Source organism: Pseudomonas mandelii, from assembly GCF_002251635.1.
GTDB lineage: Bacteria > Pseudomonadota > Gammaproteobacteria > Pseudomonadales > Pseudomonadaceae > Aquipseudomonas > Aquipseudomonas mandelii_B.
In genome coordinates, this window is sequence record NZ_NMOJ01000191.1 from 1 (window position 1) to 24783 (window position 24783).

At 59.2% G+C, this 24783-nt stretch carries 16 protein-coding genes; 7 read left to right on the forward strand and 9 right to left on the reverse strand.

Annotated elements, in window-relative coordinates; genetic code table 11:
• Positions 1-401: 401 nt before the first annotated feature.
• From B7L09_RS23560 to B7L09_RS23580, 5 genes are all read right to left on the reverse strand, one after another.
• Positions 402-776, reverse strand: a complete 375-nt coding sequence (locus tag B7L09_RS23560; RefSeq protein ID WP_094470855.1) for a DUF6124 family protein — start codon at positions 774-776, stop codon at positions 402-404.
• A gap of 488 nt (positions 777-1264) precedes the next feature.
• Entirely contained in the window at positions 1265-1630 is a 366-nt protein-coding gene (locus B7L09_RS23565; RefSeq protein WP_094470834.1) for a DUF6124 family protein, read from the reverse strand.
• Positions 1631-1984: 354 nt separating this feature from the next.
• Positions 1985-2932, reverse strand: coding sequence for an IS110 family RNA-guided transposase (locus B7L09_RS23570; RefSeq protein WP_042932411.1), 948 nt, complete (start codon positions 2930-2932; stop codon positions 1985-1987).
• Between the two features lie 372 nt (positions 2933-3304).
• Positions 3305-5716 (reverse strand): glucose/quinate/shikimate family membrane-bound PQQ-dependent dehydrogenase, encoded by a 2412-nt coding sequence (locus B7L09_RS23575; RefSeq protein ID WP_094470835.1) that lies wholly within the window; start codon positions 5714-5716, stop codon positions 3305-3307.
• A 211-nt stretch (positions 5717-5927) separates the two neighbouring features.
• Positions 5928-7310, reverse strand: coding sequence for a carbohydrate porin (locus B7L09_RS23580; RefSeq protein WP_094470836.1), 1383 nt, complete (start codon positions 7308-7310; stop codon positions 5928-5930).
• Between the two features lie 283 nt (positions 7311-7593).
• Between B7L09_RS23580 and B7L09_RS23585 the strand changes: the two genes are divergently transcribed.
• Together B7L09_RS23585 and B7L09_RS23590 are read left to right on the forward strand one after the other, a co-directional pair.
• Complete coding sequence (locus B7L09_RS23585; protein WP_094470837.1) at positions 7594-7824, forward strand: VF530 family protein; 231 nt, start codon at positions 7594-7596, stop codon at positions 7822-7824.
• Positions 7825-7826: 2 nt separating this feature from the next.
• Positions 7827-8501 carry a Pr6Pr family membrane protein gene (locus B7L09_RS23590; protein ID WP_094470838.1) on the forward strand — a complete coding sequence of 225 codons (675 nt, stop codon included), beginning with the start codon at positions 7827-7829 and terminating at the stop codon, positions 8499-8501.
• Between the two features lie 148 nt (positions 8502-8649).
• On the opposite strand, the gene B7L09_RS23595 is transcribed toward B7L09_RS23590, so the two are convergent.
• Positions 8650-9435: a siderophore-interacting protein gene (locus B7L09_RS23595; protein WP_094470839.1), complete on the reverse strand. Its 786-nt coding sequence runs from the start codon at positions 9433-9435 to the stop codon at positions 8650-8652.
• Positions 9432-10010 (reverse strand): PadR family transcriptional regulator, encoded by a 579-nt coding sequence (locus tag B7L09_RS23600; protein WP_094470840.1) that lies wholly within the window; start codon positions 10008-10010, stop codon positions 9432-9434. Before B7L09_RS23600 ends, B7L09_RS23595 begins: the two co-directional genes overlap by 4 nt.
• A 508-nt stretch (positions 10011-10518) precedes the next feature.
• Here B7L09_RS23600 and B7L09_RS23605 point away from each other — a divergent pair.
• The 5 genes from B7L09_RS23605 (at position 10519) to B7L09_RS23625 (ending at position 16182) form a co-directional block, all read left to right on the forward strand.
• A complete protein-coding gene (locus B7L09_RS23605) occupies positions 10519-11010 on the forward strand; it encodes a CS1 type fimbrial major subunit (RefSeq protein ID WP_094470841.1) in 492 nt (163 codons plus the stop codon).
• A gap of 114 nt (positions 11011-11124) precedes the next feature.
• The gene (locus tag B7L09_RS23610) at positions 11125-13647 is read left to right on the forward strand and encodes a TcfC E-set like domain-containing protein (RefSeq protein WP_094470842.1); all 2523 of its coding nucleotides are present in this window, start codon (positions 11125-11127) and stop codon (positions 13645-13647) included.
• A gap of 38 nt (positions 13648-13685) precedes the next feature.
• Positions 13686-14426, forward strand: coding sequence for a pilus assembly protein (locus B7L09_RS23615; RefSeq protein WP_094470843.1), 741 nt, complete (start codon positions 13686-13688; stop codon positions 14424-14426).
• Positions 14427-14431: 5 nt separating this feature from the next.
• Complete coding sequence (locus tag B7L09_RS23620) at positions 14432-14920, forward strand: CS1 type fimbrial major subunit (RefSeq protein ID WP_094470844.1); 489 nt, start codon at positions 14432-14434, stop codon at positions 14918-14920.
• Positions 14917-16182, forward strand: coding sequence for a hypothetical protein (locus B7L09_RS23625; protein WP_094470845.1), 1266 nt, complete (start codon positions 14917-14919; stop codon positions 16180-16182). Before B7L09_RS23620 ends, B7L09_RS23625 begins: the two co-directional genes overlap by 4 nt.
• Positions 16183-16226: 44 nt before the next feature.
• On the opposite strand, the gene B7L09_RS23630 is transcribed toward B7L09_RS23625, so the two are convergent.
• Entirely contained in the window at positions 16227-21299 is a 5073-nt protein-coding gene (locus tag B7L09_RS23630) for an NEL-type E3 ubiquitin ligase domain-containing protein (RefSeq protein ID WP_094470846.1), read from the reverse strand.
• A gap of 150 nt (positions 21300-21449) precedes the next feature.
• Positions 21450-24566: a transglycosylase domain-containing protein gene (locus B7L09_RS23635; protein WP_094470847.1), complete on the reverse strand. Its 3117-nt coding sequence runs from the start codon at positions 24564-24566 to the stop codon at positions 21450-21452.
• Positions 24567-24783: the final 217 nt, after the last annotated feature.

Here is a 24783-nt window from a genome sequence, read left to right on the forward strand (position 1 = left end):
TCGCCTGGGCTCGGCGTACCTTCGCTCCGGTATCCATCCGGGGACACTGCCCTCCGGTTGGCTTCGCTGCACCTACATGCAGCGTGTTCGACTGCGTCGAACGGCGCTGCGCGCCACTCCCCGGATGAACACCTCCACTCAGCCTCCCGAAAGGGGCGGGTGGATCAAGATCAAGAGCAGGCGAGCTAACGCTCGGCCTAATGAGTGGTGAGAAGCGAGCGGTACACGCCGATTCCTGTGGGAGCTGGCTTGCCAGCGATGGCGGCCTGACAGCCGACCGATGACTTGCAGATGTACCCGAACCCTGTGGGAGCTGGCTTGCCAGCGAAGGCGGAGTGTCAGCCAACATCAATGCCAGATGTCAGACCGCAATCGTGAGCAGGCTCGCTCCCACAGGGGGATTAGCTGTGCGGCGGAGGTTTTGGTATGGCGACGTTATCGAGCATCCGGTTCACCGCCAGTTCGGCCAGCATGACGATTTGCTGAATGGCCATTGCCTTGTGCCGATGCGGGCCTTCCAGATAGTCCGCGAAGTCGCTCGCCATCACGCTGGCCTGGGCCAATGACTCGCAGGTGTGGGCCAGCAGGTCTTCGTCTTTGATGTCCGGTGCGATCAAAAACATCGTGCTGGGTTTGCGCGCGGCAGGGGATCTGAGTGCGGCGGGGATGAGGAAATGATCCAGTGCGCGCTCGGCGGCATCGTGGAGTTTTTTGGAATCGAGGGATTCATACGGGGAAACGTCGTCTGTTCCCGGGGGATTCGGAGTTTCTTTAATCGGTGTCGGGCTCGAAATGATTGGCTGGAGCCGCCCCTGATCGCCGCGACGCGATGGAAGGTGGCAGCTGTACGCAGGTTCGCGGACCGAGAACTTGAAACTCGGCATACCCGAAGGTATCCCGCGCACAGCTGCCATAACACGAGGCGCCAGCCACAGGAGTAGCTGACGAAAAACGATGGCAATGATGCATCAAGTTAACAGGCCGCTTCGGCTAAAACCGAAGCGGCCTTTTGGTTTTTTACCCTGTCATTTCAAATCTGCTTCTGACACGACAACCGCTAGAACTTGTCAGAATCCTCCTCCAGAACAGCAACGGCTGTAGGACGTTGGCAAATAAATTCAGGCCTGACGCGACCCAATGTGGGAGCGGGCTTGCCCGCGATGGCGGTTTAACAGTCAACGCATGTGCTGACTGATNCACCGCCATCGCGGGCAAGCCCGCTCCCACAGGGGGATGTGCTACCTCAGGGGGATCAGCCGTGCGGCTAAGGTTTTGGTATGGCGACGTTATCGAGCATCCGGTTCACCGCCAGTTCGGCCAGCATGACGATTTGCTGAATGGCCATCGCCTTGTGCCGGTGCGGGCCTTCCAGATAGTCCGAGAAATCACTCGCCATTACACTAGCCTGGGCCAATGACTCGCAGGTGTGGGCCAGCAGGTCTTCGTCTTTGATGTCCGGTGCGATCAAAAACATGGTGCTGGGTTTGCGCATTGCAGGGGATTTTAGGGCGACGGGGTTGAGGTAGTGATCCAGCGCGCGCTCGGCGGCTTCGTTGAGTTTTTTGGAATCGAGGGATTCGTAGGGGGAAACGTCGTCGGTTTGCGGGGGATTCGGGGTTTCTTTGAACATGATGAAGCTCCATTCGGGGACAGGGAGTTCGCCACGACTGCGACCAAGCAGTTGGGTGGCGAACCGTACGCAGGTTGGTCGACCAGGGAATGGAACCCGGCAGGGCCGAAGCCCTCCCACGCACAGCTCGCCATAATGCAAGCACGAAAAGTGCGCCATTCTAAACCTGGGCGACCAAACCCGGCCGCTGAATTTGCAGCGACCGCAAAAGCCTATCCCCCCGGCTTCTGACACGACAACCGCTAGAACTTGTCAGAATCCTCCTCCAGAACAGCAACGGCTGTAGGACGTTGGCAAATAAATTCAGGCCCGACACGACCCAATGTGGGAGATTCTATGGTTGAGGGGAAACCCTCAACTGACCTTTGACTGATATTCGCTTTGCCCTTTCAGCAAAGCGAATGCCACCCGCGCAAGCTTGCGAGCCAGCATCACCAGCGCCTCAGTAGTGCTGAAGCCCCGGGCTCTTTGGGCTTCGTAAAACCCTTTCCAGGCTTTCGTACGGCTAGCCGACATCGCTGCATTGTGCAGAAGCCGGCGGGCCTCGGGGTCACCGCGCTTGGTCAAACTGCGGCGACCGTCCTTCTGTCCTGATTTAGACACCCGTAAATCCATGCCCAGGAAGGCGATAAACGCATCCGCGTTTCTAAAATCCCCGCGCTGAAATGCAGTTATCAAGCGAGCCCCAGTCAAAAATCCAATGCCTTCAACTTTCAGGCAACGTTTCAGTTGACCGAGTAAACCGGCTTCTTTGAGCTGATCGTTGATCGTCTTTTCGATCAGCGTTTCAAGCTGCTGCATGGACTTCACTTGTTCTGCAAAAGCCGCTTTCAGCAGCGGCTCATTCGACCAACTCTGCACCAGGCCAACCCTAGCCTGGACCAAGGCAGCCCGGCGGCGGAAGAGGCTCAGGAGCTGGCGGTACAGCGGTGATGGAGGGGTCCAGGGGCGCAACTCCTCGGCTTCGTTCTTCAGGTAACGGGCCAGCAACTTGGCGTCCAGCGCGTCGGTTTTGGCGCGGATTTTCACGCCTTCGCGATAATGTTTGAGTTCATAGCCTCCCACCATGTAAATCGCACATCCGGCCTCATAGGCCAGATCAGCAAAGTCCAGGTGATAGATGTTGGTCGCCTCAATGGCAATAGCCACCGTCCCCGGCAACGTATTCAGCCACTGCTTGATGGATGTTTTAGTGTTGGGAATCTCTTTAAGCAAATCGTTATCAGCCTGATAAATCACCAGTTCATTCTTGGCGACATCCACGCCCACGATCGGTTTTGATAGAGAGACCGGCATTGCCATAGGATTTCCTCCGAGATAAGGTTTGAGCACTTGAAGGGCTCACTCAGAGGCGCAGGCTTGTTCCTATCGTCGGTCTAGCCAGATGCATTCTTTATCGGCGCTTGGGTGAAAGGAGGAGGGGCGAAATCTCCCACAGTCTGTACTGCGTCAACAGTCAGAATCGAGCCTTGTCCCTCCTCCTCCCTTCAAGTCCTACCATACGAGCGGGCTTGCCCGCGATGGCTGTTTAACATTCAACGCATGTGCTGACTGATACACCGCCATCGCGGGCAAGCCCGCTCCCACATTGGATCTGCAGTGTGGCGAAAATGGCACCCACAAAAAAGGCGACCCCCTCGCAGGAGTCGCCTTTCCTTTAACTGCCGCTACAACTTATTCCGACAGTTTGAACGCCATCACATAGTCACCCTGCTTGGTGCCCAGCGAGCCGTGACCGCCAGCCATGACCAGCACGTACTGCTTGCCGTCCTTGCCGGTGTAGGTCATCGGTGTGGTTTGCGCGCCTGCAGGCAGGCGGCCTTCCCACAGTTGCTTGCCGTTTTTCACGTCATAGGCACGCAGGTACTGGTCGAGGGTGCCGCTGAGGAAGGACACGCCACCGGCGGTGGTGAATGTACCGCCCAGGCTAGGCACGCCCATGGTCAGCGGGATTGGAACCGGCGAGCTGTCGCGCACGGTGCCGTTCTTGTGCATCCAGATGGTTTTGTGGGTGGTCAGGTCGACCGCTGCCACATAACCCCACGCCGGTGCCTGGCACGGCAGGCCCAGAGGCGAGAGCAGGGCTTCGAGGACGACGCCGTAAGGCGCGCCTTTGTTCGGCTGCACGCCTTCGGTTTCGCTTTNACGCGGGCCTTGCTTGGCGATGTCGGCAGCCGGGATCAGTTTCGATTTGAACGCCATGTAGCTCGGGTTCACGAAAGCAATCTGACGTACCGGGTCAACCGAAATGCCGCCCCAGTCGAACACGCCGAAGTTACCCGGGTAAACGATCGAACCTTGCAGCGATGGCGGCGTGAACGGGCCGTCGTAGCGCATGGATTTGAAATCGATCCGGCACAGCATCTGGTCAAACGGGGTCACGCCCCACATGTCGCGTTCTTTCAACGGCGGCGGCATGAAGTTCAGGTCGGACTTCGGTTGGGTCGGGGAGGTGTGATCGCCGGCCACTGCGCCTTGCGGTACAGGGACTTCATTGATCGGCACCACGGGTTTGCCGTTGCTGCGGTCCAGCACGTAGATGCTGCCTTGCTTGGTCGAAGCCATGACTGCTTGCTTGACGCCGTCAGCGGTCTTGATGTCGATCAGGCTAGGCTGGCCGCCCACGTCCATGTCCCACAGGTCGTGGTGAGTGAACTGCATGTGCCAGCGCACCTGGCCGGTCGCGATGTCGAGGGCGGTCAGGCCGGCGGCGTGCAGTTCCGATTCAGGCGTGCGATCGCCACCGAACTGGTCCGGGGTCTGGTTGCCCATCGGCAGGTACAGCATGCCGAGTTTTTCATCGACGCTGAACATGGACCACATGTTCGGCGAGTTGCGCGTGTAGGTCTTGCCCTCGGCCAACGGGGTGGTGTCGTCCGGGTTGCCGCTGTCCCAGTTCCACACCAGCTTGCCGGTGTGTACGTCGAACGCGCGGATTACGCCGCTAGGCTCGTCGGTGGAAACGTTGTCGGTCACGTGACCGCCGATCACGACCAGGTTCTTGGTCACGGCCGGTGGCGAAGTGGAGTAGTAACCGCCTGGAGCGAAGCTGCCGATATTGGCACGCAGGTCGACCTGGCCTTTGTCACCGAAGTCTTCGCACATCTTGCCGGTGTCGGCGTTCAGGGCGATCAGACGAGTATCGGCAGTCGGTACGAAAATGCGTTTCGGGCAGACGGCGCTGACAGGCGCAGGGCTGGCGGTGCCGGTCGGGCTTTGCTCGGACGCGTAGACGGCGTCATCGTGATAGGTCACGCCACGGCAAGTCATGTGCGCCCAACCCTTGAAGTTCGCCGCGTTTTGTGTGGAGAGCTTCGGGTCGAAACGCCAGATTTCCTTGCCGGTGTCCGGGTCCAGGGCAATCACCTGGCTGTGCGGCGTACACACGTAGAGCATGCCGTTGACTTTCAGCGGGGTGTTTTCTGCGGTGGTTTCACCGGGATCGCCTGGGCCAGGGATGTCGCCGGTGCGATAGGTCCACGCCGGTACGAGCTTGTGGGCGTTTTCCGGGGTGATCTGCGCCAGTGGCGAGTAACGATCACCATGAGCGCTGCGGCCGTAGGAATTCCAGTCACCGTCGGGCATGGCCGGGGCGGTGTTGGTCATGCCGGGCACGCTGTCGCGGTCCAGTTCGCCTTTGATTTCACCCGGGTTGGTGAATTGGCTGGCGAGGGCGGCAGCGCCGGCCAGCACCACGGCCACGCTCAGTGCGCCAGTGCCCANNGGCGCAGGGCCNNNNATCAGCAACGGACGGCGGAACCACGGCAGCAACATGACGATGCCCAGCGCGAACAGCAGGGCCAGACGCGGCACCAGCTGCCACCAATCCAGGCCGACTTCCCACAGTGCCCACACGGTACTGGCGAACAGCACCAGTGCGTACAGGCCCAGCGCAGCGCGGCGGGTAGCCAGCAGCAAAACGCCGGTGAGGGCGATGCCGATACCGGCCAGCAGGTAGTACAGCGACCCGCCGAGCATNCTCAGCTTGATGCCGCCGGCCAGCAAGGCCAGCCCCATNANCAGAAGCAGAATGCCGAGCAGGGTCGGCAACAGNCGGCTTGGGCTTGAAGCACCATCAGTGCTCATAGTGTGTTTCTCCGTGACGTTTCAAGTAGTCCCGCGCAAGTTCACTGTAGATGACGATCCTGTGCGGGCATGGTTCAGATAAAAAAGGTTCGCTGACGCGATCCCTTGTAGGAGCCAGCAAGCCGGCTCCCACAGGGTTTGGTGGTGTTTTCGCTGACGCGATCCCTTGTAGGAGCCAGCAAGCCGGCTCCCACAGGGTTTGGTGGTGTTGTTAGAACGATGACTGGATTTTTATCCCGCCAATCAGCGCGTCATCGACCTTGTCCACACCACCGGGGTGGCGGATGTATTGCAGGTTCGGGCGCACGGTCAGCCAGTTCGTGACGTGCACGCCGTAATAGAGTTCGGCGCTGTATTCGGTGTCCTGGGGGGGCAGGAACGTAGGATCGTCGTAGTCATAAATGGCGCGGGCCTGATTGGTCGCTTCGGCGTTCTTGCGATAGGCCGGGTTGACGTGCACCCGGGCGAGGGCAAAGCCGATGTCGTCCTTGGCGCGCGCATCGAACAGGCCTTTGTAGACGACGCCGGCCTGGACATAGTTGTCGATGGCGTTGGTCTTCTTGTCGTGCATCGTGCCGTTGGCGAACACGCTCAGACCGCGCGAATTGTTGCTGGCGCGGCTGGTTATTTGTTGCTGAATACCCAACCACACGCCGTGCTTGCTCGACGCGCTGCGGTAAGCCTCGCCGCTCAGGGCGGCCGGCTGACCATTGCTGTCCTTGTAGGCATCCGTGGCCTTCGCGTTGCTGTAGTAATAACCGGCGCGGTATTCGCCGGGCAGGCCGTTGAGCTTCGGCGACCACACCAGTTCCACCGGCAAAATCGCGCCTTGGGTGCCGCTGCCGCTGAGCTTGAAACCATTGTCGCGATCGAGGTTCGACGGGTTCTGCTCATACGCGCCGATCTGTGCGTAGAGCTCCGGCGTCAGGTGATATTTCACGCGCATCGCCCACTGGCTCACCGGCCAGTTGTACCAGATGCCACCGACCCAGTTGCCGACCTGCGAGCCGCAGAACGCCAGGTTCTGGAAGTCGCACGGGAAGCTGTTGAAGTCCTCGCCTTCGCCAAAGCGGCCGACCTTGATGTCGAGGTTCTGGTCGAAGAATTTCTGCTGATACCACATCTGTGTCAGGCGCCAGGTTTGCCCACGACCCCAGACTTCCTGTGCCGAAGTGAAACCGCCCACACGCGGATCGTTGATGCGGTCGTTGCTGATGTTGTTGCCGTTGCGCTCGGTGATGGTCAGCTGAAATTCGGCGTCGTCCCAGCCCAGAATCTTTTGCAAATCCAGGTGCGTGCCGAAACCAAACTGGTCGCTGTAGCGCGCGGTGCGGTCGTGGTCGTAGCCGCCGTGCAGATTGCTGCCCATTTCGCCGGTGTAATCGACTTTGAAGTCGTAGCCTTTTTCCGAAAGTTCGGTGCGCGTGCCGTTCCAGTCGCCGAGCATCCAGGGCGACTCGCTATCGAAGGCGGAAGCGGCCTGGGTGCATGTGGCCAGGCTCAACGCGGTGAATCCACCGATCAGGTTCAGGGCTTTTCGGCTGGCAATAGCGGTGCAGACAGCGCTGTCTCGCGGAGTTGGGAAATCAGGCATAGAGAAGGAATTCTTGATCTTTTTCTGGGGGATGAACGGAAAGCGGCACTATGTCGCGGGCAGATGAAGCGTTTCAGCTTGACGGGCGCAAGGATAATGTCCTGTTACAAATAGAGAAAGCGCTTTTAGTGACATGAATTATTTCGTATTTGGTAACAGTGCCGGGCAGCGTTCCGTTCAACGTCACCTACATTTACCAGAGAGCGCACATCGCGCTTCCACCCGGCCACACCCTCGGCTAAGGTGCGCGGCTTCCCATCCTGACATCGCTCGAAGGCCCGGCATGACCGAACAGAACAACAACCCGCTGCACGGCGTGACGCTGGAGCAAATCCTCAACACCCTGGTGGAACATTACGAATGGAGCGGCCTGGCCGAACGTATTGATATCCGCTGCTTCAAGAGCGACCCGAGCATCAAGTCGAGCCTGACGTTCCTGCGCAAAACTCCGTGGGCGCGGGAGAAGGTCGAACGCCTGTACGTGAAGCTGATGCGCACCAAGCGCCCGCTCTGAACATGGGCCCCCTGTCGACGCCAGGATCTGCCGCGAGGCGTCGTTTTGTGGCGGTGGCCGCCGTGTTGGGCTGGGCCGGACTGGCGATTCAGCTGTACTTGATTCTGTACTCGCGCTGGACGCTGGAAGCTAGCTTGATCGGTGGGCTGCTGAGCTTTTTCAGCTACTTCACCGTGCTGACCAATACGCTGGTGGCGACCGTGCTGACCTGTGAATGGACGTCCCGTGAGTCGGCGGCGCGACGCTGGTTTTTGCAGCCGTGGGTCAGCAGCGCGATTGCCGTGAGCATCGTGGTTGTCGGCCTGGCGTACAGCCTGTTGTTGCGCCACTTGTGGCATCCCGAAGGCTGGCAGTTGCTGGCCGATGAGTTGATGCACGACGTCATGCCGCTGCTGTTTCTGGCGTATTGGTGGTGGGGCGTGCCCAAAGGCACTTTACGGCTGCGACATATCGGGTTGTGGGTGATTTATCCGCTGGTGTACTTCGCCTATTCGCTGCTGCGTGGGCATGAGTTGGCGGTTTATCCCTATCCGTTCATTGATGTCGCCACGTTGGGTTATCCACAGGTGTTTTTGAATGCGGGGGGATTATTGGTTGGGTTTGTTGTTGTTGCGCTGGTGTTGATCGGGCTGGATCGGTGGCTTGGGCGTGGTGCCAGGCGTCAGCATTTTTTGTGATTGAGCCATCGTCATCGCAAGCAAGCTCGCTCCCACATGNATCGCAAGCAAGCTCGCTCCCACATGGGATCGATTGTGAACAAAAGACTTGTGAACAGCCGAGACACCTGTGGGAGCGAGCTTGCTCGCGATGAGGCCCATAAGCCGATCACTCCTCGTCGCTGTCATCCGCCCGCCAGTAACCCACGGCTTTGACGAACTGCTCATTCAATCCGTGCTCATCCAGCAACACCCGGCGGATCTGCCGTGACACCTTGGTCTCGGTCGCCACCCACGCATACAGATTGCCGCTCGGCACGTGCAGTTGCTTCACGGTGGTCAGCAAATTGTCTTTACCACCGTCACGCAAGACCCAGATCACATTGACCTGCGCGGCGCTTTCCAGACGTTGCTGCTCGGCGCCGTTCTCCACTTCCACAATTACCAGCGCACGACGATTGGCCGCCAGACCTTCAAGCCGGCGGGCGATGGCGGGCAGGGCGGTTTCGTCGCCGATCAGCAAATAGCTGTCGAACATGTCCGGCACGATCATCGAGCCACGCGGCCCGCCGATGTGCAGGAACTGGCCGGGCGTGGCCTGCTCGGCCCAAGTCGAGGCAGGGCCATCGCCGTGCAGCACGAAATCGATGTCCAGTTCCAGAGTGTCGAGGTCATAGCGACGCGGCGTGTAGTCGCGCATTGCCGGCATCGGCCCGTTGTCTTTGCCGGCGCCGAGCACCAGGGTTTCCAGTGCGGCGTGTTCGGCCGCATTTTGCGGGAACAGCAGTTTGACGTGGTCGTCGCTGCCCAGGCTGATAAACCCCGCCAGTTCCGGCCCGCCGAAGGTGACCCGGCGCATCCGCGGCGTCAGGTCAACCACCCGCAGCACTTGCAGGCGGCGACGTTTGATTTCATGCATGACACGGTGAATGGATTGCACGATCACTTCAGTCATTCGGCTTTCTCCTGAACGGGTTGAACGGCAGGGCCATCGACGATGGCTTTGGCGGTGTTGTTGAGCAGGTCGCGAACCCGCAGGATTTCTTCCGGGCTCCAGCGGCCGTGATGCATTTGCAGGGCGTGACGCAAGTTGTGCACCGCCTCGTGGATCTCGGCCGGGCGATCATGGCCGCGCAACGAGCGCTTGCTGACCTCGATGCGCATTCGCACGCCGTCCAGCGCAATGGCCTGTTCGGTCAACGACAGCCGTCCGGCGTCGGTGATGGTGTAGCGCTTTTTGCCGCCCTCGGCGTCGCCCAGGATCATTTCGCTTTCTTCGAGAAAGGTCAGGGTCGGGTAGATCACACCGGGGCTGGGGNANTAGGCGCCGTCGAACAGGCTTTCGATCTGGCGGATCAGGTCGTAGCCATGGCAGGGCTGTTCGGCGATCAGGGCCNNCAGCAGCAGTTTCAGGTCGCCGGGGGCAAACACCCGGGGGCCACGGCCACCGCGTTCACGGCCGGGGCCCGGGCGTTTCTCGAAGCCGTCGCGGCTGTCGCTGTGGTCTCGATGGGAATGATGGTCTCTCATTTTTACGTCTTCTCTCGTCGTGTTTAGATACAACTTAAGATATATCTTTAGACGAGCGCAAGCGTTCTGGACCGACGGTCGGCCTCGTGGTCGCTTGGGGCCAGATGCCATCAGGGACGAGGAGTCCTGCGTGATTGCTCTTTTAGAGTAATTAAACTAATCATGGAAGTTTATCGATTGATAACTATTCCACTATCATGAGATAAGTAGGTCCTGTCTTACGGAAGTTTTATTAGTTTATATCTGTGTGCTTTTTCAGTTAAATCTGTGTGTAGTATTTTTCTGAGGGTAAAACAATCAAGTTGGCGTTTTTTTTAACTTTTTCCTATTGTTCGAACGCCATTGTTACTACGTGTTCTTCGGAAGTTACGTACTTACTTTTTCAAGAGATTGGACGATCATCTTCTGGTGTCGAAAGTTAAGCGAAATAGCCATCAGTGCGAGGGGTTAAGTTCGCTTGTTTAGACTTTTCTCGGCCCAATCCTTTGAAAAAGACAGGTACTCAATAATGTTCAAGAAGTTTGCAATCGCCGTTCCGATGACCCTCCTGGCCCTGAGCGCTTCGATGGCGTTCGCTGCTGAAGAATCGCGCACCTCCATCAACATTACTGCGGATATCCCAAGCAAGGTCTTCCATGCCCAGCCTGTGAACCCGGACTTCGGTAAAGACGAGAAAATGCAATACCTCGTTGGGGTCGGCGACCTGGCAGAGGTCCGTGGCACCTATGATATTCAACACACCAATGGCTCGGTTGGCGCTTATGTCGTCGGCGGTCCTACCCCGCTGTTCAACGGTAATCCAACCTTGAACATTCCTCTGACGTACACCTTCAATGGCAAGGTGCTGACGGCCGAATCCCAGGAAGTGGTAGGTGACGTCGAGTCCAACGGTGGCATGCGCGCCGACCTGGTCATCAAGGCCGCGAAGCCGACCAACGCCCAGGTGGGTCTCTACACCGCCAACCCGGTCGTCATTTTTGATGCCATTCCGCGCATCTAAATCAAGGCGCGTTCTGTAAGTAAGTTCTGTCTTACTTGCCAACGGTCACCGATCGATAGGGTTGCGTTCCTGTCGATCGGGTTTCAACGAATTTATCTTCAGAGTATTTCGTTCATGTTCCCGATGACTCCCATCGCGACGGCACTTGCCCTATGTTTTTGTGCAACTGCCCTGGCCGCGCCAGCGGACAACGGCCACACACCCCGAAGTTTGCTTGCGCAAGCAAAGGGTCTACCGAGCGAGTTCGAAGAGCACTTCTTTGATGTGCCGCTGGCGGTGCGCGTGGAACTTGACCAACAGTTTCTCGGTGAGGCGATGGTCGTGTTGACCCGCGATGATCGCATCACCCTCGTTGACTTCGCCGATGTCAGCGACAGCACGATCAAACCCAGCGAGCGTGACATCTGGGCCAATTACCTGAAACAAGGCGTGGTGCTGGGCGCCTGCCAGGCCGATTGCCCCGAACAGCTGCTGGCCGTGCACTACAGCCTGGAAAACTCGCTGGTGTCGATCCTCACGGAAAACGCCGAGCGCGATGATCAGGTGCAGCGCTATTACAACCAGCCCGAAGGCGGCAGCACCGGGTTGATCGTGCGCAACCAGCTGAACCTCAATGGCGGTCAGAACCAGGACCTCGGCGGTCGCTACGGTCTGGAAGCGAGCAGCAGCCTGGGCAACTGGACCCAGGCGGTGAACATGCAGTTGTCCCGCCTCGGCGGTGTGGACAACCAGACTTATCACGCGGTGCACGAGCTCTTCACCCAGCGCGAACTGGAAGGCAATTTCCTGCGCCTGGGCTTGTTCACGCCCACCTCGGAAGGGCTGACCCGCCAGCCACGCTCCTTCGGCGCCAGCCCCGACACCGCAGTGGGTGTCATGTACGGCAGCTCCGACAGCCTGGCCATCAACAACCCGAAACCGGCGGTCTACCCGATCTACGTCACGGCCAATCGCCAGGGCTCGGTGGAGATCTATCGCGACGGTTTGCTGATCAACACTCAGGCGATGCCGGCCGGTTTGCAGACCCTTGATACGCGGCCATTGCCCGGCGGCATCTATGAAGTCGAAGTGCGGCTGATCGAAGACGGCCAGATCACTTCGAGCACTCAGGAACTGGTCTACAAACCCAACAACTGGAGCAATCATGACGAGCGCTGGCGCTACAACCTGTTCGCCGGGCGTGAATCGAAGATGCTCAGCAACTGGGATGAGCAGGCCGACGGCGACATGACCGCTGGCGCCGCGTTCAACTTCCTGCTGCACCCACGGGTGATCCTCGGCCTGTCGGGTCGGCAAGTGAAAGACACCCTGCAATACGGCACGTCGGTCGACTGGGCCATCGTCAACAACGCCAGCGTCTTTGCCAACGTCTACAAGACTCAGGACTACGGCACCGGTTTTGACGTGCAGGGGCTTTACTCCTACGGCAGCGGCAGCCTCGTCGCCAGCCATAACCGCAGCTGGCTCGACACCACGCGGCTCTACGACACCCTGCCCGACGGCACGCGCGTGCGGCAGCGCAACGTATTTATCGGCCAGACCAGCAACTCGTCGTTGTCGGTGAATCATCGACTCACCAGCAAAAGTTCGGTCAATGCCCGGGTGTCCCACAGTGAAGGCAACACCGAAGGCGTCGGCGTGGACCTGGGCTGGACCCAGCGCGCGCAACTGTTCGGCAGCGATGCCAATTGGCGCCTGTCACTGTTCGACAGACCGGGCAGTTTCAGCTCGGGGAATGATCGAAACCGTGGCCTTGATCTGAGCGTGAGCGTCGCGCTGGGTGGTCCGGGAGAACAGCTGTCCGGCAGCATCGGCACCCGTACCGATCGTGACGGCGGGCGCGACAACAATGCCTCGATTACTTACCGCAAAGACTTGCAGGACCACCTGCTGCAAAGCGTTTCCGCCACGGCCATCACCGACACCTATGGCATCGGTTTGAATGCGCTGGCGACGATGCAATCGGACCTGGCCAACGCTGACGGTTTTATCCAGCGCTCCTCTTACAACAACGACCTCACCGGCGGCCTCAACCTCGACAGCACCGTGGCGGTCGGTGGGCAAAAAATGATCGTGACCAGCCAATACCACCGCAACGGCGCGGGCATGATCATCGATGTCGAGTCGGACATCGACGACATCACGTTGCGCGCCGACGATTTGAGCGGCGGCAGCGCGGTGCTCAAGCCCGGACGCAATTTCGTGCCGATCACGGCTTATAAAAGCAGCTCCGTCAGTTTCGATTTCGAAGGCAACCATGTGCCTGCCGCGACCATCCAGCCGGCCCGTTCCAGCTATCACCTGAACAAGGGCGGCGTGGATTATCGCCAGATCCGCGTGATGCGAACCCTCACCGTCCTCGGCCGCCTGATCGACCCCCAGGGCAACCCGCTCAAGGGCCATCACATCATCAACCACGCCAGTCGCGGGGTGAGTGAAGTGGACGGCTTCTTCTCCATGGAAATGAACGCCGGCTCACCGACCCTGGAAGTGCGCTACGGCAATCAGTTGCTGTGCCAGTTCCGTCTGGACCCGAGCAATGGCCGCACGGAAAACAACGTGCTGATGATCGGTGATCTGCGCTGCACGCCCGACACGTTGGCGGACCTGACGCTCGAGACGCCGACGGCAGGTTGATGCCCGGCACCACGCACTTTTTTATGAGGTAAATGACGATGAAACGTCGGTTGGCACTGATTGGTTTTTGTTTGTTCACCCAGACGGCACACGCCGGGCCGAGCATCAATATCGGCACCGTTTACGACTACCTGGACGGCGACAAAAGTACCTTTTTGAAACGCGTCTACAACGGCGGCGACAGCACCGCTTTCGTCAAGGTCAACATCCTTGAAATCCTCTACGACGCCGATGGCAAATCCCGGGAAGTGCCGCTCCAGTCCAATGCCGACGGCAAATCCCGGGATGGCTTGATGGCCAGCCCGGCGCGGCTGATCGTGCCCGCCAGTGGCATGCAAGGCACGCGATTGCTGTACATGGGCGAGCGCGACAAGGAGCGCTATTTCCGCGTGCGTTTCGTGCCGGTGGTGCCCGAGAAAGAAGACGAATTTGCGGTCTCCGGCGAGGAACGTGAGGAATACAAGAAAGCCCTGTCCGCCGGGGTCACGGTGCTGGCCGGTTATGGCGCGGTGTTTTTCGTTCGTCCCAAGGACCCGCGTTACGCCAGCGTGATCGAGAACGAGGCGACCCGATACCGGATCCGCAATACCGGCAACACCGTGGTGGTGATCGACGAGTTCAAGGATTGCGCGGTCAAGAACGACCAGGACTGCCAGCCGACCACCAAGCATCACATTCTGGCCGGCCGCAACTTCGAGTTCGAGAAACAGGCAGGCCGCGAGTACCGCTTCACGTTGGTTGAAGGCGAAAGCCGCAAGAAACTCGATGTGAAAGGCTGATGACTATGTTCAGAAAACTGACCGTCCTGATGATGTCGGTAATGGCCTGCCATTCAGCGTATGCCGCCCGCGAAGTGCAGCACTTCGAAGTGTTCGTAACGATCCCGAGCCAGGCGTTTTATGTCATTCCCGCAGACCCCGACTGGATTCACCGCGAACAGCCATTGCCGTGGAACCTGACGACCTCGACCCTGGGCAGCTTGCGCAAGTATTTCGACGTGAAGAATGAAGCCGGCTCCATCGAAGCCCGCCTTGAGGGCAGGCCGTATTTGTCCAACGGGACGGATGCCCATGACATTGGTTTGCGCGTGCTGTTCAACGGCCATGTGCTCAATGAGCTGGACAGTCGCGAGGTGGTGTCAATGAGTGATGCTGCGCCGGGTAAACGGGTGTTGCTGGAGATCGTGCCAATGCCGCCTGTCGATGGGGTTTATAAACCGGGCAGCTATTTTGGCAGCGTGAATATGGTCTTCAATGCGGTACTGCCAAAATGAAGCGTTTATTGAAGAAGCGATCAGTCCGGGCTCGGAATGGGTTTGTATTGACCAGTCTGTTGTGCGCTGTGTTTTCGATGCCTGCAGAGGCGGTGGTGGCAGAGATCACGGCGGAGTTCGTGCCGGATTCCTCGAATCCGAATAATAACGTGTTCGTCAACATGACCCCGTCCGAAGGTTTTTGCCGGCAGATTCCACAGGCCTGTGCGCCCTATAAGCTGTTCAGCCTTATTGCGCCTATTTCCTTCACGGCGAATGCGCCAATCCTGGCCAACCATGCGGACCCGCGGCAAGGCGGAATGGCCCGCGTTCCCTCGGACTGGAGAGAGGTGGTGGTCACCCACGAGTCGGGTGATACCGAGGTGCTTTCCATTCGTATCGGCGGGATCGGGCACGAAGCCGCAATTCCCCGTCCAATCACCGACATTACGGGAGGCGGTTGGTGGGATCAGATGTGGCAGGGAGGGGGCTGGGTGTATGCGCCTGCGCCGTGTCTGGGGGTCGGTAACGCGACTGCGGGACCCGTTGGCTACAACAGTTTCTGGAGAGTCCCGGTGGGGGCGGGCGTATGCAGCAAAAAGGCGCTGTTCGACATCCCGATGTCCTTTAAGTATCTGTATTTTGTGTACGCCTATGAACTGCGCACGCCCGATCCGCTGAACATGGCCGCGGGTAAATACACAGGCTCCATTACCTACATGGTCGGTCCTCGTCAGGATTTCGACATGGGTGATGTCATGATTCCCAATGACAACCAACTGACCCTCAACTTCTCCCTGGATGTTCGGCACACCCTCAAGGTCGAGATTCCCCCCGGTGGCAATCGCATCGAACTGGTCCCGCAGGGCGGCTGGCAAGCCTGGCTGACGCAAGGGCGCAAGCCGACGCGGTTGTTTCGTGATCAGACGTTCAATCTCTCTTCGTCGAGCCGCTTCAAGATGAGCCTGGATTGCCAGTACAGCGAAGATGGCAATCGCTGCTCGGTACGCGACCCGGTTTCCGGTCATGTCGTGCCGCTCGACGTCAGCCTGACCTTGCCCAGTGGCTTGGTGGATGCCGCCGATCAGCCGGTCAGTCGCCGGCCATTGCGGCGCGACGGTATGGGTACCGAGTTGTTCCAGCCACGCTTTTATGTCGATCGCAAACCGGGAACGTTGCATTTCGAGATTACGCAGGATCAAGTCGGCGAAATGCTCAAGCCCGGTGTCGCGAGAACGTACTCGGGCACTGTCACGGTGATCTGGGATTCGGAAATGGGTTAAGGGTTGAACCCTGATGCATCACCCGATGCATCAGGGGTTGCCGATTACGGCTGTGCGTCTTTTTGCAGCGCTGCGCGGGTGAGTTTTCGGCTCAGCTCTTTTTCTTCGTAGCCCATGTCGTGCAGCAATTGGCCATAGACCTCATCAGTCATGTCTTCATCGGTCAACACCACACTCTCATCGACATCCAGGCGCCGGGCGAGGTCTTGCAGGCGCTGTTTGAGTGCTCGTCGTTGTGCAATCTGCTGGCCTTTGGAGCGGGCCCAGGCGTGTTGAACTTCGCGTAACTCATCCAGCAATTCGCTCTTGGTTTCGTAAAACAGGGCATTGCGCCGGTACTCGTTCGGGTACGTGTCCTGCAGGTATTTCTGCCAGAACGGCTGTTCGATCATGTCGTTGATCAAGCCATCGCCGGCCTCCATGGACATCACCGTATCGAAGGCGGTGTCGAGGGTGTTGGCGTCCACGCCGGCCGTGGGACGATACAGCATCGACTCCGATTGCCAAGGTAAACCGAGGCGTTGAGCCAGGCCGGTTTCGTAGGCGAGGTACACCTCGACCTCATCCGGATTGCCTGGCCGACTGCCGAAGTCGGCACGGGCAATGTCATCCACGCGGGCGAGGCGAGCGGCACCTCTGGCCAGGTTCACCAGTTTGCTTTCAAGGACGGCGTTGGATGTCGACAAGGCATAAGCTTCGGAGGCGAGCACCTTGATGCCCATGTGGTTGAACACTTGGGCTCCGGCATCGGCGCAGGTGGTGGGCGCCTTGGCCATTGCGAACAGATCCTTGCGCAACTCGGTGTCCAGGTCGATGGCTTCAATCATGCGCCAGACCCGGTTGCTGAGCTGTTGACGCAATTCACCACCGGCCGTGTAATCGGCCGAGCGGGTCTGTTTCTGGATCAAGGCAAAAAAGTCTTCGGAGCCAGGCTCGGTCATCAAGTCGTGCCAGGCTTCCTCTCGAAAAGTACCCAGCCCTGAGACTTGGTTACTCCACCATACCGAGTCGTCATTCATGGGCCACAAGTACATCGCGTCGCGTGCCGCATTGGCGTAGACCTGCTTGGGCGAGATGCCGACTGACCGTCGATACGCTTTGAAAGTGATCAGGTTGGCGTCCGAGAGTTGCTTTTCGTACAGGCGGGTCCGCGCCAGGAGGAAGGCGTCCTCCGAGCCGGGCACGACTTTCGGAATGACGCTGATCGGGTTCTCCTGCAAATCCAGAAAGAAGCCGCGCGGTCGACGTTTGTTGAAGGGCCCGAACAGGCCATCGGGCCAGGTGGTGGCCCCGGTGTTGCTCAAACTCAGGATTCTCAGTCTGGGCATGCGTCCAACGTCCGGGAGCAGGCCCAACCGCTTGTTGTCATCGAGCCTGAGGGTTTCCATGCGGGTCAGGTTTCGCAGTTGCTCGACAGCCGATGGGGTCAACGTGATGTCGTTGTTCATTAACCGCAAAGTGCGCAGGTGGTGCATCTTGCCGATGGTGTCGGGAAGTCGCGTCAAGCCGCAGCTGCGGGCGCTCAGTTGCCGCAGATGAGTGAAGTCCCCTAACAGGCCTGTGGCGGATTCGGATAGGTGCGTGCGGTCCAGATTCAAGGTGCTGATCTGATCGAGGTAGTGCTTGATATCCGGCAGGTCCTTCCACCAACGTTCGAGGTCGTACATCCCGAACTCTGTGGACAGGTCCAGCGCATAACCGCCGTCGGCCGTGATACTGCGTTCACCAAAGACCGTGGGCTTGCGTTTGAAACAGTCGATGAACCGCTCGGCAAGGTGCAAGCCGCCACTGTTGACGAACCCGCGTTGATCCGGGCCCCAGGTATCCGGCTGCTGGTATCGCCAGCGATTGAACAGCACACGCAAGTCATCCAGTTCGCGGTCCAGTCGGGTCAGTGTCTGGTGACCTTGCTCCTGCGAACCCAGGGATCGAACGAAGGTATCGACCTCGCGTTCGTTGAAGTGGGGGTAGATATCCTGCACCCGTTCGGTGAGCGTGGGGGCGGTTACGGAGAAACCGGGACCGCGCAACAGCATCATGTCTTCATGGTCAGCCTGCGGACGGATCGGCGGTGCAGCGAGCGCGGTACGACGCTGCGCCGGTGTCTCGGTCTTCGCCATCACCCATTGCTTGAAAAAGGCGCCCTGGCCCGGCCGATAACCCAGCTGCGCCTGTTTGTTTTTCGGCAAGGCGTTGAGCACGGCGTCGTAAAAATCAGCGGCGTCGTGCAGTTTGTGGTTGTCGCCGTCCCAGACTTCGAACCGGTTGACATCATCCTTGACCAGCACCCGGACCATGGACGCGTCCTCGGCCCCCACACGGCTGCGCAAGGGGCCGGAATCGTTGCCTTCGCGAACCTCGATGCGCATTTGCGCGAAGGTGTCGGTATGAATCCTCAAGGCGTTCAGTACCAGGCTCTCGGTTTCCTCCACCCACTGCGCGCCGTCGTGGAAGCCTTCATAGGCATGGTTGGTCCGGGCTTCGAAGGCGGCTTCCCGCGCTCGGCTTTTCAGGCTGAGTGGCAGACGTTGCTCCTGGGTCATGCGCTTGAGGTCGGTCGCGTCGGCACTGCTCAGCAACGTCGCTGCCGCACGGGACGGCAGTTCGGGATATGAGTGGCGTAGGAGTCGCAACTGCGGGTCGTCAGACGCCTGGGCACCTTGGTAAAGCTGATTGACGATGTCCGCGTCCATTCGACTGGCTTCATCCGCCAGTCGATTACGCAACGCTTGCACTCGTTCACTTTTGGCGGTGGACCTACCGAGCACGGCTTGCAGCTCTTCTTCGCTGAGAAACTCGACAAGGTCTGGCGCAAATCGGTCGCTCATGAGGTTGGACAAACTGGTGGACAGCGTCTGCCCGTCGCTCGCATCGGCATTGCCGTACTGGCGGAACCGGCCGCTCGTGTCGGCGTTTTCGTAGACCTTCAGGGCTTTATCCGCGGGCCAGCCCTCCAGGTAAGTCGCCAGCGGTTCAAACCAGTAGGAGGAAGGATCCAGAGGCTGACCCGAGCGAATCCTTTCAATCGCCTGACGGGTCTGGCGCTGGATGTTCAAGCGGGTGAGGCTGTCGTCCAGTAACGGGGGCGGGGCCGTGTTGTCGACGTACATCCGGCGCAGCGCACCGTCGTCGGTGCCGCTGGCGATGCGAACGTCTTCGAGCTGCGCGTCACTGAAGCCCTCCACGGAGTGGCCGAGACGGCGCATCAGCGTCGGGCGATCCCAGGTTCGCGGGGTCTCGGCTTCATGAGTCCAGGCGCCGAGGTCGTTGTGTTTCAGCTCGGGCAGATAAGCATTCTCGCGATGCGGGTGTTTGACGCGGTAGTTGCCGGTTTGCGGATCCTTTTGCACGGCGTAGTGCTTGTCATCCAGTGGCAGAACATCCTTGCCTTCGTGGACATGCAGCCCCAGCGCGTCGGGTCTGGAGTCCGGCGATAACTGCACATCGGACAATTCATAGGGTTTGAGGTCGGGGTGCCACAGCCGGTGTTCGCCGTTGGGCAGGGTGACCGGTTTCATGCCTTCGATCAGCGGCGACAGTTTCAGGCGTGCCAGTGCACCGATCTGCGCACCGGCGGCAAAGGCCGCGAGCTGAAGAAAATCCGTGGCCACGCCGATGATGTGTTCGGTGGCTTCGGTCCACAGCCCCAGTGTCATGTCGACGATGCCTTCGATGGCGTCACTGGCCATCTGATAAGCCATGTAGCCCATCATCAGCTCACCGAGTCCGGGAACGAACGGCGTGACGACCATCAGGGCGATGTTGAAGATGTCCGAGGCTATTTTCTTGAAGTTCTCCCACCAGGCCCATCGGGCGTTGGTATCGGCATCGGCGGTGGACACGGCGATGTGTCGGGCGTCATTGAGAACCTTGTTGAGTTTTTGCTCAAACAGGTACTGCCAGAGTTCGCCGGTGAGCGGTGCGGTGTTGAAGTGCAGATGAGGGTCAGTGACGGCCACTTCCCGCCAGCTCGGCCTCTGGTCCAGCGGCTCTTTCTGATGCCATTTCACTTGGAACAGACGTTGTTGCAGCCCACCGAAAAAATGCCCTCGATCGGATTGATCGACGAACCGGCTGAAGTATTGCTGGTAGGTCATGCCGGTGGACGGTATGACGTCGTTGTTACGTAACTGACGCGTCAGTTCATTCACGAACGCGAGGGTCGAGGGGTACTCTTTCAGCGGGTGCTCAGGGTCTTGAGGGACGTAAGCGAAGATCGGCACCACCTCACGGGTCCGGTCCAGATCCGGCGTAATCAATACGATTCCGGTCAGCAAGCTGTCGAGAATCGACAGGTTGGCGAATTGCATTATCCGGCCTTTGCGGGTGAGGTTGCGCTGGCCATCGAGCATCATCAGGATCAGGTCACAGCTATCGGCGTCGATGTCGCCCTTCAGGACGGCCAGTCTGGCGGCCGCTTTAAACGAGGCTTTCTCGCTCTCGACGATCTTGTGTTTCAAAACAGCCCGCACGAGGCCATCCCTGGGCCGCAACTGCTCTTCGAGGTATTTCGTGTAGCGCGCGCCAATGTCCAGCTTGCGACACAGGGTCTGAAACTGGGCGATGGACATGTTGCGTTTGATCGGCAGGATGTCGAAATGCCCGCGAGCATCGGGCTGGCTGATGAAGTCCGAGTCTGGTTCGCAGGTTTCCTTGCTCGCGAAGTTGTGCAGCGCCGCGTCCAGCAGTGAAACGATTCGGGTCACGGCACCGCCGAAGTCGGCTGAATACCAGGGAAGCTTTTTGGGTAGATAAAGATGCAAGTAAGTGGTCTTTACATCGACGTCGACACCGAACTGTTTCAGTAACGCCTCGGTCAGTACCGGTTCGGCGAATTCGTAAACGCCTTGTACCTTGTCCATGACCCGATCGACGGTGTTTTGAGCGGACCAGCGTTCGAAGTTGGCTTCTTGTAACGGCGTGTGATCGAAATCCCTGGTGGCCTGTACCCAATACCCTGAAGCCGTTTGTGTGAGGCTCAGCTCCCGAATTCGTCGCAGTGAAGCGTCCTTGAACGCGGGATGGAGACGGCTCTTGATGAAGTCGTAATGACGACCTTTATGGTCATCGGCCCCCGGTGTCGGTAGCGCTGATATACGTCCGTGTAAGTCAGTCATGCTTTTAATAAACCTTGAGCGTTAAGTGGAGTGACCAGCCTAACGCCCGAGGCTCAAAGTAAAAGCCTGAATTACCGCTGCTTAATCAGTGTTGGCCCCCCAAATGCATTGGAATTACCAATGCCGAAAATAACTAATTACCGCCTTTTTTCAGCGCCGCGCGACCTCCACCGGCAGGCATTGCGTATGCGCACCCGGTTGCAGATACGGCGTGAGAATTGGCGCCATGCCCTTGAGCACCTGCACGGGCAGCGCCGAGGTGAACTTGAAACCTTGCGCTGAACTGCCGGGCACAAACGCGGTGAGGGTGCCGAAGTGGCGGTCGCCGATATAGAACACAAAGGTGGCGGTGCGGTTGATCGACTTGGAACTGAGCACCCGCCCGCCGGCGCCGATGGCTTCAATGCGGTTGTCGCCGGTCCCGGTCTTGCCGCCCATGGCCAAGGGTTTGCCATCGGGCGTGATGAAACTGCCGGAAACACGTTTGGCTGTACCGGCATCCACCACCTGCGACAAGGCCTCGCGCATGGCGGCAGCGACTTCGGACGGCATCACCCGTTTGCCGGCGTCCGGGTCATTGATCAGTTTGGTTTCGTAGGGTGTATTCGCCGCGAAATGCAGGGTGTCGATGCGCAATGTCGGCATGCGCACACCGTCGTTGAGGATGGTGCCGATCAGCTCGCCCAAGGCTGCCGGGCGGTCGCCGGAGCTGCCGATGGCGGTGGCCAATGACGGCACCAGGTGATCGAACGGGTAGCCGACTTTCTGCCAGCGCTGATGAATGTCGAGGAAGGCTTCGATCTCCAGCATGGTGCGAATACGGCTGTCGCGAGCGCCCTTGTGACGACTCTTGAACAGCCAGCTGTAGACTTCCTGACGCTCGAACTGGCTGGCTTTGACGATCTGGCTCCACTTCGCATCCGGGTTGTTCAGCAGGTAGCCCATCAGCCACAGGTCCAGCGGGTGAACCTTGGCGATGAAGCCCTGATCCGGCAAGTCGTAGGCGCCGGGGCTGTAATTCTCGTAGAGCCGTTGCAGGCGTTCGTCGGTGAGTTTTTCGGTGAGCTTGGCGCCTTTGAGGTGCGCACGCACAAAGGCGTTGAAGCTTTCCTGACTGGCCTGGGGCAGCAGATAACGGTGCACCGCCGCCATGCGAATCGGCGTCGGACGCATGCTGTCGAGGAAGGTATCGAGCCGCGCCTGGGTGTCTTTGTTTTTGTATTTTTTCCAGAACTTCAGCAGGAAAGAAGTGCCTTCGCGGTCGGCGAAATTGGCCAGGTATTCCTGACGCCGTGGGTCGCGATCGTCCTTGAGCAATTCGGCGCTGTTGTTGGGGCCGGAATAGGTGGTGTAGCGCACCACATCACGCATCAGACGAATGAACGGCAGGTTGATCGACTCGCGCAGGGCGTCGCGCAAGGTCGGGCTGCGGCCGTTGTCTTCCTTGCGAAAATTAANGAAGGTGTGCAACCCGCCGCCGGTGAAAAAGGCTTCGCCGGGGCTCGCCGAATATTTACGATCCAGCGCGGCGCCGAGCATGGCCGGCAGGTTGCGGTCCTTGTTCTCAATCAGGTAATCGACGGCCCAGCGACTCAGGCGGTCCTGATCCGGGACGTCGACTTTCTTCAGTTCCGGGATGGTCATCGCTGCGTACTTGTCGTGCAGCTCGGCCATGATTTGCAGGTAGGTGGTGAGCACGCGCATTTTCGCGGTAGAGCCCAGTTCCAGCTTGCTGCCTTCGTTGATGTCGAACGGCTGATCGGTGCTGTCGGTCTGCACCCGCACGCGCGCGCCGTCCGGTGTCAGCTCAAACAACGTGAAGCTGTAGCGCACCTGGGTGGTGCTGGTGGGGGTGAGCAAGCGTTCACCCATCAGACCGATTTGTGTGGCAAACACCGGGTCGGCCAGGTGCTTGAGGTATTCGGTGGCCTGGGTTTGCAAGTCGCCTTGCAGGGTGCTGGTGGCCGAGAGGTCGAGGCGGTCGAGGTCGTACAGCGGACGGTTGAGCAGCCCGCCCAGACGACTGCGCGCCACGCTGATGCCTTTGTTGGTTTCAATCGGCTGAATGGTCGGCTGGGTCTGCCAGTCGCGGTAGGTCACCTTGCTGGCCAGGGCGGCGGTGGCGAAGGGCGCATCGATCACGCCATTCGCCGCCAGCAGGCGGATGTGGCTGTCGGTGAGGTCGGCCAGTTCATCGTGGCCTTTGGTCAGGTAGTGAGAAGGGCGGCGCTGGGCGATCATCAGCGAGAGCATTTCACGCAGGGCCAGGCCCTTTTCGGCCATGCTCTTGGGATCCGTGTCGGTGCTGGCCAGCCGTTCGTTGGCCTTGTTGAAATCGGCGCCGTACCACACCCGCAAACCCTCGGCCAGGCCATGCACTTCGCCGTGGCCGGGCACCGCCGACAGCGGCACGCTGTTGAGGTAGTCGCGCANCACATTTTGCCGGGCCTGCAAGGTTTCCGGTCCCGCTTGATAAGCGCGCACGGTGGCGGAAATCATCTGCCGGATCTTTTCCGCGCCCGACACCGTCAGGCCATCAGGCGAGTGCCGGTATTTCTCCAGTTGCGTCGCCAACGTACTGCCGCCCGCCGACTGGCCCGGCAGGTGCATCAGCTTGGCAACCTGGGACCAGATCGCCATGCCGAACCGCGGCCAGTCCACAGCGGGGTTGGCCAAGGGTTGCTTGGGATCGAGCAAAAAGCGGTTTTCAATAAACAGCAGGCTGCTGACCACCACTGGCGGAATCGACTCAAAGCTTGAATACAGCTGTTGCGGGTAGTTGTACTGGTACAGCGGCACGGCGCGGCAGTCGGTAATGGATAGTCCAGCCTGGATTTTCTCCGCGTAGGGCACGAAAAAACCGTTGTCGGTGTAGTCCATCAGCTTTTGGGAAAAGCGGGTTTGTGACGCAATGACGTAGTCACGCTTGAGCAACCGCGGCAGAAACTCGCCCATCGAGCTGTAGCCCAGACGAAGGTCGAAAGGGCCTGCGCCCGGATAGCGAATCGCGTCGCTGGGGCCGGGTTTCATTTCGTAACTCAGGGAGGCGGCGAATTTGCTCACCTCGCGGGATTGAAACTTCGAGGTACGCATTTCCTTGGCAGCGGCAAGCCCCAGGACAATCAGGATAATAACCAGCAACAACCAAAACGCCCCCCAACCGTGCGTCGTGCGACTGCCAGGGGGTTTTTCAGGAATAGGCGCTTCATCCACACGTTCAGTCGGAACCACAGTTTTACTCGTATCGGTTTGCCATAACGCGCCCATAGTCGATTGATCCATTCACGCAGATTGATCGGACTTGTCTGAAGCTTAGTCGGTGGTTGGCGATGGTGAAAAAATTGTGGATGTACAGATCTCAAATATTCCCCATTTCCTGTGGAGAGGGAGCTTGCTCCCGCCGGGCTGCGAAGCAGACCCGAATTTGCCATCTCGGTCTTTCAGTCGAACCGCGATCACAGGTTTTGCGACTGCTGTGCAGCCG